Below are 9,498 nucleotides of genomic sequence, written 5' to 3' on the forward strand. Positions count from 1 at the left end.
GTCCGCACCTGCCATGACTCAGTACTTGCGGTCCGGGAGGGCGGCCTTGGCCTGCTCCTGGGTGAAGGTGGTCTCCTGGGTGAGGATCCGCTGCTCGACCGACTCGCCGGCGTGGACCTTCTTGGCCAGCTCCATCAGCTGGGTGCCGAGGAGCGGGCTGCACTCCACGATGTAGTTGATCTTGCCGGCGGCGAGGGCGGTCATGCCGTCCTTGACCGCGTCGACCGTGATGATCTTGATGTCCTTGCCGGGCACCTTGCCGGCCGCCTCGATCGCCTCGATGGCGCCCAGACCCATGTCGTCGTTGTGCGCGTAGAGCACGTCGATCTTCGGGGTGGACTGGAGGAACTGCTCCATGACCGTCTTGCCGTCGGCGCGCTTGAAGTCACCGGTCTGCGACTTCACGATCTTGATGTTCGGGTTGGCCGCGATCGCGTCGGCGAAGCCCTTCTGCCGGTCGATGGCCGGCGCCGCGCCCGTGGTGCCCTGCAGCTCGACCACGTTGATCGGGCCGGTCTTGCCCGCGGAGTCCTTGACCAGCCAGTCGCCGGCCTCCTTGCCCTCCTTGACGAAGTCCGAGCCGAGGAAGGTCTTGTACAGCGAGGTGTCCTGCGAGTCCACCGCGCGGTCGGTCAGGATCACCGGGATGTCGGCGTCCTTGGCCTCCTTGAGCACCGCGTCCCAGCCGGACGTGACCACCGGCGAGAACGCGATGACGTCGACCTTCTGGGTGATGAAGCCGCGGATCGCCGAGATCTGGTTCTCCTGCTTGCCCTGGGCGTCGGAGAACTTCAGCTCGATACCGGCGGCCGGGGCCGCCGCCTTGATGTCGTTGGTGTTCGCGGTGCGCCAGCCGCTCTCCGCACCCACCTGGGAGAATCCCATGACGAGCTTGCCGTCGTCGCTGCCGCCGGCGGCGTCCTTGTCACCACAACCGGCCAGCGCGGACACGGCCAGCAGGCCCGTCATCGCTGCTGCCGCCATCATCTTCACGCGCACCATAACCTCCTGAGACTGTTACCGTTAACAAAAGAGCAGCGGAGGGCACACGGGTGCCCTGGCCGCGAAGATCTCCCTCGATGCTGCGACCGGGGTCACAGCTTGCGTTTCGTGAGTGTTACCGTTCTCAACGTGATCGTCAAGAGATCAGCATCGTTGTTTCAGGCAGATTGCAAGAACGCCGGTTTCACCCCAGGTCATCGAACGACTACCTGCTAGGAATCGTCCAATGCCGACCTCAGACCCGGCGCCGGACGTCGAACCGGCTGCCCCGATGCCCTCACCCGTCCTTCGGCCGCGATCCGGCAAGGAGCGGGGAAGCGTCATGCGCGACGTCGCGAAGCTGGCCGGCGTGTCCCACCAGACCGTCTCCCGGGTGATCAACGATCATCCCAACGTGCGGACGGAGACCCGCGAGCGTGTGCTCGCCGCGATGCGCTCGCTCAACTACCGGCGCAACCTCGCGGCGCGCACCCTGGCCACCCGGGAGTCCCGGACGCTCGGCATCATCGGCTTCGAGACCACGTTGTTCGGTCCCGAGTCGATGCTCTACGGCATCGAGAGCGCCGCCCGCGCAGCCGGATACCTGGTCAGCGTCGCGACCGTGCGCGAGCTCGCGCACCACCCGGTCCTCGAGGCGGTCGACCGCCTCGCCCAGCACGACGTCGACGGCATCATCGCGATCGCCCCGAAACCCGCCGTGACCACCGCGCTCACCCACGCGCCGGCCGGCCTGGCGTGCGTCGCGGTGGGTGGCTCCGGTTCCGGCGTCGAGCCCTTCCCGACCGTACGGGTGGACAACGTGACCGGCGCCCGCCTCGCCACCCAGCACCTGCTCGACCTGGGCCACGCCACCGTGCACCACGCGGCCGGCCCGCCCGACTGGCCGGAGGCACAGGCCCGGGTCGACGGCTGGCGCGAGACGCTCTACGCGGCCGGCGCGGTCGTCCCGGCGATCTCCCCCGGCTGGTGGGACGCCGCCGCCGGCTACGAGCAGGGCCGCCGCCTGGCCGCCGACCCCTCGGTCACCGCGATCTTCGCGGCCAACGACCGGATAGCGCTGGGCGTGCTGCGCGCCCTGCACGAGTCCGGCCGCCGCGTCCCGGACGACGTGAGCGTCGTCGGTTTCGACGACATGCCCGACTCCGGCTACTTCATGCCGCCGCTCACCACCGTGCACCAGGACTTCGCCGAGATGGGCCGCCGCGCCCTGGCCCTGCTGCTGCACCACATGGCCCGCGCCGACGGCGCCGACCCCCCGCCGAACGTCCTGGTCGCCCCGGACCTGGTCCTCCGAGCCAGCACCGCCCCCCGCTTCGACTGACCCCTTCCGCTCCGGACCGCGGTCCCCTCAGGCGCTTTTTCACGGTACGAATGTGCAGTCCCGCCCGCGGGCTACAAGCCACGCCCCGCCCGTGAGGCCACCGCGACGCCCTGCCCACTCCCGACCGCCGCGCGCCTCCCGCCCCCGGCTGGCTCTCACGGTTGCCTCGAGCCCCTCGAAGGGACCGCCAGCACCAGCCCGGGTCTCGCGCCGACGAGCGGACCCGGGGGGTGGCTGGTTCTCAGGGGTGCCTCGATCGCAGGGAGACACCCCTCACGACCAGCCGGGGTGGGGAGGCGCGGGGCGGTCCGGGGTGGCTGCGGCCTCGCGTGGCCTCACGGGCGGGACGTGGCTCGTAGCCTACGGACGGGCGCTCCTCGTTCGTACCGTGAAAGGGCGGACCGGAAGGGCGCGGACCTGGGCGGGACGGAGGTCCGGTGGTGGCTACCGGTGGGTACAGTGCGCGCCATGATGGAGGACGGGGTTCCGGCGTTCGGGCTGCTGGTGTCGGCGTTTCTGGTGCTGGTGCCGGCCGGGGTGGGCCTCTTCATGATCTACCGGGGGCTGCGGCACTGGAACCGGGCGCGGCGGCTGATCGCGACCGGGGAGCGGGCGGTGGCCGTCGTGATCGACAACTCGGTCGAGTCGCACAGTCACGGCCGGATGAGCTTCCTCCCGGTGGTCACGTTCCGCACTCAGCTCGGCCGTGAGGTACGCACGGTGATCGCCGAGAAGCGCAGCAACCTGTCGCACGTGCCCGGCACGCAGCACACGGTGGCCTTCGACCCGGAGCAGCCGGAGCGGGCCGTGCCGATCGACGGGCAGGGCGCCGGTATGGCCGGAGCGGTGATCGTGGGGGCGATCTTCCTGCTCTTCGCGGGGGTCGCGTTCTTCATGACCAGCCTGATCTTCCTGTCGCCGGACAGCCCGGTCTTCGACGACGGCACGTTCGGCGACTTCCCCGGCAGCTTCCCCTGAGTCGTCGCGAGGAGGATTCAGCTCACCCGCAGCGGTGAATGAACCCGCTCCGCACCGCTCACGCCGATTACAGTCCGAGGGGTGGTCGACGGCGACAGCGAACCCCCGTCCCGCGGAGGCGTCCCCGGCTGGCTACGCCGCCGGCGGCACCCGCGACTGTCCGGCACGCTGCGTGTCCGCGGCCCGCTCGGTCACGACGTGACGATCCCGTTGCGCGGCCGGGCCGCCGTTCTCACCCGCAACGGTTCCGGGCTGCCCGGCCACGGCGACGTCTGGGCGGTGCACACCGACCCGCAGGCCACCGCGGTCAGCCTGATGATCAGTTACGGTCGCACCGACGATCCGGCCGACCGGCAGACCGGGCTCTGCCCACCCGGCGCGACCATCACCCTGGCCGGGACCAGGTTCACCTGGCACCGCCCGGCCACCGGTGAGACGCCGGTCCCGCCCGCCGCCGCGATCCCCCGGCCGCGCACCGGCAACGGCGCTCCGGCAGCGGGCCACGAGCCGGGGGCGAATCGCAACACCCGCGCCCCGTTCCCGCGGTCCGGCAACGCCCGACCGGCGCCGGTCGGGCTCCGCCGGCGGGTCCGGGCGATGGTCCGCGAGATCACCGGCCGCTGAGGGACCGGACGATCAGCGGCCGCTGAGGGACCGGGCGGCGATCAGCCGCCGATACGCCTCGAACGCGGGCTTCGGCGTGTAGTCGTCGCGCAGCAACCCGAGCCGGAAGACCGGCTCGACACCGCCGGAATCCGCGTCCCGCAGCGCGTGGTACTCATACACCTCGATGGCCAGCCGCTCGGCGAGCCCGGCGACGATCCCGACCACCAGCTCCAGCACCTCCACCTGACGTTCCGCGCTCCGGCCCGGCCCGGTCCCCCAGCCGTGCTCGGTGATGTGCAGCGGCAGCGTCGCCGGGAGGCCGGCCGCGGCCAGGCTCGACTCCCGGAACCCGATCAGCGACCCGGTGACGATCGCGGCGAGCCGCCCGGCCGGGACGGGCCGGAAGACGTCCGGGAAGAAGTCGAGCCCCACGTAGTCCAGCGCGGAGCGGAACTCGTCGCCGCCGCGCCGGCCCAGGTCGGTCCAGAACTCCTGCGCCGGGTCGAAGTCCAGCGTGGAGTTGCAGCCGATCCGGACGTCGAGGCCGAGCCGCGTGGCCTCCCGCTTCGCCTCGATCACCCCGCGGATCAGCGCGTCGCGGACCGCCGGGGCGCCGCCGTCGCCGCCCGGCCCGGCGTGGTTCGGCTCCTCGGTGATCTGCAGCGACGCCAGCCGCGGTCCGTGTGTCCGGAGCTGATCACGCAGGAAGGCGAGCCAGCCGGTGAGGTCGGCGCCCGGTTCGCGGAAGCAGGCCACCAGGTCGAGGCGGCGCGAACCGGTCGCGTACTGCTCCGGCTCCGGCGGGGCGGCCGGCAGTCCCGCCCCGGCGTCGGCGTAGTGCACGTAGCCCCGGACCAGGAACGGGTGGTCACCGTGCAACGCGGTCAGGGCCGCCTCGATCCGGGCCGGGTCCTCGGCCGGGCCGGGCTCGCATCGGCGGTGGCGGCGCTGCGGCGGGCGTTCCTGACCGAGCTCGATCACGGCGCGGCGACGCTCGGGATCAACCCGGGGATGGCGGCGTTCTGGCGGGTGGTCGAGGAGAGCGCGGCGCTGCGGGCCCGGGTCCGGCAGATGCGCGACCGGGCCGAGGAGTTGCTCGCCGAGACGTTGCGGAGCGAGACCGGCGCGACCGGGGACGATCCGATGCCCCGGATCGCGGCCGCGCTGCTGGTCGCGGCGGATGCCGCGCTGCACGCCGAGATCCGGCGCCGGGTCCAGGCAGAACAAGACCCCGATGTCGTACGGGCGGAGGCCCGGCGGATGGCCGGGGCCGCGTTCGACGTGCTGGAGAAGGGGCTTCCGGCGTACGCGGTACGGCGTACGGCGAAAGCCCCTTGACCGGAAGTTATTGCCGGCCCGGGCGATGCTCCCAGCCACGCCCGGGCCGGCGGGCCGCGCCATCCCCCTGACCCGCTCTCAAAGGCGGGAGAAAGCGGCAACCCGAGAGGGCGCATCACGTTCTGTTCGGCACCGGCCGCTCGCTGCCGCGACGGCCGGTTACGGATGCGTCCCCGGGTGGATCAGGACTTGACGCCCGGGTTGCCGTAATAGGCGCCCGGGCCGTGCTTGCGTTTGAAGTGCCGTTCCTGCAGGTGCTGCGGCGTGAACGCGGCCGGGTTGAGCGCCAGCGTCTTGATCGCCATGTCGGCGACCGCCTCGACGATGATCGCGTGCTCGACCGACTTCTTCGGGCTGACGCCCCAGGTGAACGGGCCGTGGTTGGCGACCAACGCCGCGGGCATGGCGGCCGCGGCCTCGTCGTCACCGATCAGCTCGATGATCACCTGACCGGTGTTGAACTCGTAGTCGTTCGCGCACTCCTCGGGGGTGAGCCCCCGGGTCACCGGCACCGGGCCGTTGAACGTGTCGGCGTGCGTGGTGCCGAGCAGCGGGATGTCCCGGTCGGCCTGCGCGAACGCGACCGCGTTGGCCGAGTGGGTGTGGGTGATGCCGCCGATCGAGGGCCAGGCCAGGTAGAACGCGCGGTGTGACTCGGTGTCGACCGAGGGTCGCAGGTCACCACCGAGCACCTTGCCGGTCGCCAGGTCGATCGGGACGAGCATGTCGGGGGTGAGATCGTCGTACGACACCCCGGACGGCTTGATCAGGAAGAGCCCGGCCTCACGGTCGACGCCGCTGACGTTGCCCCAGGTGAGCTGGGCCAGTCCGGCCTTCGGGATGATCTGGTTGGCCAGCCACACGTCCTGGCGCAGGGCTTGCGATCCGATCGTCACGATGCCGCTTCCTTCCACCCGGTTGTTAACGCTAACTATAGGTGATCACGGGCTCGTGGTGAACTGGCTTGTGAGCGTGAACACCGAGGGTTACCGCAGGGTGGCGACCTCCGCGGCGACCCGCTCACGCAGCGTATCCGGCAGCGGTGCGTATCCGGCCCTCGACGCGGCAGCCTGACCCGCCGGACTCGCCGCGTGGGCCAGGAAACCGCGGGCCACCGCCGAGGCGCCGGTGCGGCACACCACCTCGTACGTCACCTGCACGAGCGGGTAGGCACCACCGTACAGATCCGGGTAGTTCACCTCGAGCCGTAGATCGCCGGTACTTCTCGCGGACGCGACGGCGGTCGCCGCGGCCTGGTCGGTGGGCGCGGCGAAGTCGCCCCGCGCGTCGCCGACCAGGGCCATGGCCAGCTCGTTCACCCGGGCGTAGGAGGCCTCGGCGTAGCCGATCGCGCCGTCGGTGCGGGCGATCGCCGCGGCCAGCCGGTCGCTGCCGGACCGGGCCAGACCGCCCGGGGCCGGCCAGGCGCTGCCCGGCGGGTAGGGCCAGTCCGCCCGGGCCGCGCCGGCCAGGAAACGGGTGAAGTTCGCGGTGGTCCCCGAGCTGTCCTCGCGGTGCACCGGGCGGATCGGGGTGGCCGGCAGCACCAGGCCCGGGTTGTCGGCGGCGATCGCCTTGTCACGCCAGGTGGTGACCTTGCCGTTGAAGATCTTCGCGATGGTGGCCGGGGTCAGCCGCAGCTCGGCGACGCCGGCGACGTTGTAGGCGAGCGCGATCGGGCCGATCACCAGGGGCAGGTGCGCGGCCGGGGTGCCGCCGCAGCGGGTGGTGGCGGTGGCCTGTTCGGTATCGGTCAGCGGGGCGTCGGTGCCGGCGAAGTCACCGGTGCCGGCCAGGAACGCGCGCACGCCCGCGCCGGAGCCGGTGCTGTCGTATCCGACGGCCGCCTCCGCGCAGGCGATCTGGTACTGGCGGATCCACTCGTTGATCGCGTTGGCCTGGGCCGAGGAGCCCTGGCCGCTCGCCGCACCCGTCGCGCACGGTACCGGGTCGGCGGACTCGGCGGGCTCGTCACAACCGGTCAGCAGCAGGAGGAGGGCGGCCAGGGCGGCCGCGGGGAGCTTTCTCACGTCGTACCTCTCAGCGGTTGTCGGCATCGACCGTCGGCGCACCGCAAGCGTTCCGCGTCCGTCTCAGCGATATTCCGCGAGGCGCCGGCGGACGCCGAGCGGGACCAGCAGGATCACCAGACCGAGAACCACCAGGGGGATGCCGGTCCAGCCGCGCAGCGTGCGTTCCGCGCCGCGCAACGCCCGGTCAAAACCCTGCTTCCGTACGGCGGTGACCGCGCCCACCGCCGCGTCGAAGTACGCGAAGTCGAACGCCGCGTCGCCCCGGCGGATGCCGGTCAGCGCGTCCACCGCCTCGCCGGTGCGACCAGCATCAGTCAGCTGCAGCACCTTCTCGTGATCGCGCCGGTAGGCCTGCCAGCGGCGCAGCGCCTCGTCCCCGGCCAGCGCGCCGACGCCCGGCCCGTCGCAGCCCTCGCCGGTCACGCAGCCGGACTTGCCGGCGAACCCGTCCCGGTAGAGCGCCAGGTTGCCGCTGACCAGGTACCGGCTGGTGTCCGCGGCGGCGTCGTACCCGACGGCGCGCAACCGGGACAGCTCCAGATAGGGGTTCAGATCAGCGGCGCGGGCGCCGGTCATCCGGGTGGCCTGCGCGGACAGCACGACGACCGAGGCGACCGTGATCAGCAGGCTGAGCCCGGTCGCGGCGAGCAGCGCCGGGTTCCAGGACCGGCGGAACCGGCGGGCCAGCCAGACCTGCAGCACGACCAGGAGTGCGAGCAGCGTGCCGCCGAGCAGCACCGCCAGGGTCAGGCCGACGGATTCGGTGACACGTTTGGCGGAATACGCCTCGTCGAGGCGGGTGGTGGCGGAGTCCCGGAGTTGCTGGGCGGCCGGGAGCAGACGAAGGTGAAGGATATTGGTGGCCTGGGTGAAATAGCCGAGGGCGTCCGGCGGCAATGCACCCGCGGCGCCCTTTTCCCCGGCGGCGAGGGTCTGACCGATGCGCTGGTGATAAACGGCAAGTCCGTCCAGGAGATCGACCGGCGCCGCGCTGCTCATCAGCAGTCGCAGGTCGGCGTCGACCTGCCGGGACCGGGACCGGTAGGCGCCCAGGGCGTCCACCCGGGTCCCGGCCAGCGCGTCCGCGTCGCCGGTCAGCAACAGCCGGGTGACCTGCGCGTCCATGTCGCTGAGCGCGAAGTAGAGGTCGGCCGCGGTGGCCGCCTGGGGCGCCGCCTCGCGGCCGATGATCCGGACCTGGTCCTGCACCCGGGCCATCACCAGACCGGTCGCGGCGAGCAGGGCGGCGGCCGCGGTCACCACGAGCGCCGACCAGAGGCGCAGACGGGCGGGGGTTTCGTTCCTTGTCGCTTCCCGGAGCGCTGACACGCGGGTCACGGTAATCCACCACCGCAATTCCCCGAAATCACGCTCTCGCGTTCATCTCACGTTTCTCGCGTGTCATTCTTCGCTTAATCCTTCGTATTTCAGGAAACGGCGAGAGCCGCATAAATCACCGGATCGTGGGCGGAGAGCAGGGTCAGGTCCGGCTCGGCGCGCTGATGAAGGTCGGCCAGCCGGGCGTGGTTGGCCCGGACCATGGCCCGGTCGAAGGCGACCCCGGTCTCGGCCAGGCGCAGACCCAGCGGTACGCGGTCGCCGGTCAGCGTGCCCCGGTGGTAGAAGGCGTCACCGCAGTGCAGCAGCCAGCGGGAACCGGTGTCGACGGCCACCGCGGCGTGTCCCCGGGTGTGGCCGGGCAGCGCGACCAGGACGAAACCCGGTGCGATCCCGGTCAGCTCCTTCGCGGCCGCGAACCCGCGCCACGTCTCCCCGGCCGGGGTGTGCTCGACCAGGTCGGGGCCGTGCGCCCACTGCACCGCGCGGAACCGGCGGCGCTCCTGAGCGGTCGAGGGACGCAGCGCGCCCTGCACCTCGGCCGCGGTGACGTGCACCTTGGCGTGCGGGAAGTCGGCCAGGCCACCGATGTGGTCGAAGTCGAAGTGGGTGACCACGATGTGCCGGACGTCCTCGATCCGGAACCCCAGCCGCTCGACCTGGGCGGCCGCGGTCTCCGCCGGGGCCAGCACCGGGCGCAGCAGGTGCCGGGGCGGGCCGAGGCGGGTGGCCGGGTCGGCGAGGTCGGCCCGCCCGAACCCGGTGTCGACGAGCACCAGGCCGGCGTCGCTCTCGGCCAGCAGCACGTGGCAGACCAGGTCACCGCCGGGGACGCGCATGGTGCCGCAGTTGAGGTGATGGACCCGCACGTCGTTCTCGCTC

General features: G+C 72.0%; 10 protein-coding genes. 4 read left to right on the forward strand and 6 right to left on the reverse strand.

What is annotated here, in order from left to right; all coding sequences use genetic code 11:
• Positions 1–18: 18 nt before the first annotated feature.
• Positions 19–987, reverse strand: coding sequence for an ABC transporter substrate-binding protein (locus Apa02nite_RS00245; protein WP_373872799.1), 969 nt, complete (start codon positions 985–987; stop codon positions 19–21).
• 337 nt (positions 988–1,324) lie between these two features.
• On the opposite strand from Apa02nite_RS00245, the gene Apa02nite_RS00250 reads away from it, so the two are divergent.
• The 3 genes from Apa02nite_RS00250 (at position 1,325) to Apa02nite_RS00260 (ending at position 3,925) form a co-directional block, all read left to right on the forward strand.
• Positions 1,325–2,323, forward strand: a complete 999-nt coding sequence (locus Apa02nite_RS00250) for a LacI family DNA-binding transcriptional regulator (RefSeq protein ID WP_157441691.1) — start codon at positions 1,325–1,327, stop codon at positions 2,321–2,323.
• A 468-nt stretch (positions 2,324–2,791) separates the two neighbouring features.
• Positions 2,792–3,301, forward strand: a complete 510-nt coding sequence (locus Apa02nite_RS00255; protein ID WP_203823264.1) for a DUF3592 domain-containing protein — start codon at positions 2,792–2,794, stop codon at positions 3,299–3,301.
• 81 nt (positions 3,302–3,382) lie between these two features.
• Positions 3,383–3,925 (forward strand): hypothetical protein, encoded by a 543-nt coding sequence (locus Apa02nite_RS00260; RefSeq protein WP_203823265.1) that lies wholly within the window; start codon positions 3,383–3,385, stop codon positions 3,923–3,925.
• A 12-nt stretch (positions 3,926–3,937) separates the two neighbouring features.
• On the opposite strand, the gene Apa02nite_RS00265 is transcribed toward Apa02nite_RS00260, so the two are convergent.
• Positions 3,938–4,888: a hypothetical protein gene (locus Apa02nite_RS00265; RefSeq protein WP_203823266.1), complete on the reverse strand. Its 951-nt coding sequence runs from the start codon at positions 4,886–4,888 to the stop codon at positions 3,938–3,940.
• Between Apa02nite_RS00265 and Apa02nite_RS00270 the strand changes: the two genes are divergently transcribed.
• Entirely contained in the window at positions 4,847–5,245 is a 399-nt protein-coding gene (locus Apa02nite_RS00270) for a hypothetical protein (protein WP_203823267.1), read from the forward strand. The two genes, Apa02nite_RS00265 and Apa02nite_RS00270, sit on opposite strands and share 42 nt — an antisense overlap.
• A gap of 182 nt (positions 5,246–5,427) precedes the next feature.
• Here the strand turns inward: Apa02nite_RS00270 and araD are convergent, their stop codons facing one another.
• The 4 genes from araD to Apa02nite_RS00290 all read right to left on the reverse strand — a co-directional run bounded on the left by araD (position 5,428) and on the right by Apa02nite_RS00290 (position 9,485).
• Entirely contained in the window at positions 5,428–6,141 is a 714-nt protein-coding gene (gene araD / locus Apa02nite_RS00275) for an L-ribulose-5-phosphate 4-epimerase AraD (RefSeq protein WP_083971924.1), read from the reverse strand.
• 90 nt (positions 6,142–6,231) lie between these two features.
• Positions 6,232–7,275, reverse strand: a complete 1,044-nt coding sequence (pstS, locus tag Apa02nite_RS00280; protein ID WP_203823268.1) for a phosphate ABC transporter substrate-binding protein PstS — start codon at positions 7,273–7,275, stop codon at positions 6,232–6,234.
• Positions 7,276–7,338: 63 nt separating this feature from the next.
• A complete protein-coding gene (locus Apa02nite_RS00285) occupies positions 7,339–8,607 on the reverse strand; it encodes a GlnX family signal transduction membrane protein (RefSeq protein ID WP_239164006.1) in 1,269 nt (422 codons plus the stop codon).
• A gap of 98 nt (positions 8,608–8,705) precedes the next feature.
• Entirely contained in the window at positions 8,706–9,485 is a 780-nt protein-coding gene (locus Apa02nite_RS00290) for an MBL fold metallo-hydrolase (protein ID WP_203823270.1), read from the reverse strand.
• Positions 9,486–9,498: the final 13 nt, after the last annotated feature.

This window comes from Actinoplanes palleronii (assembly GCF_016862315.1).
Classification (GTDB): domain Bacteria; phylum Actinomycetota; class Actinomycetes; order Mycobacteriales; family Micromonosporaceae; genus Actinoplanes; species Actinoplanes palleronii.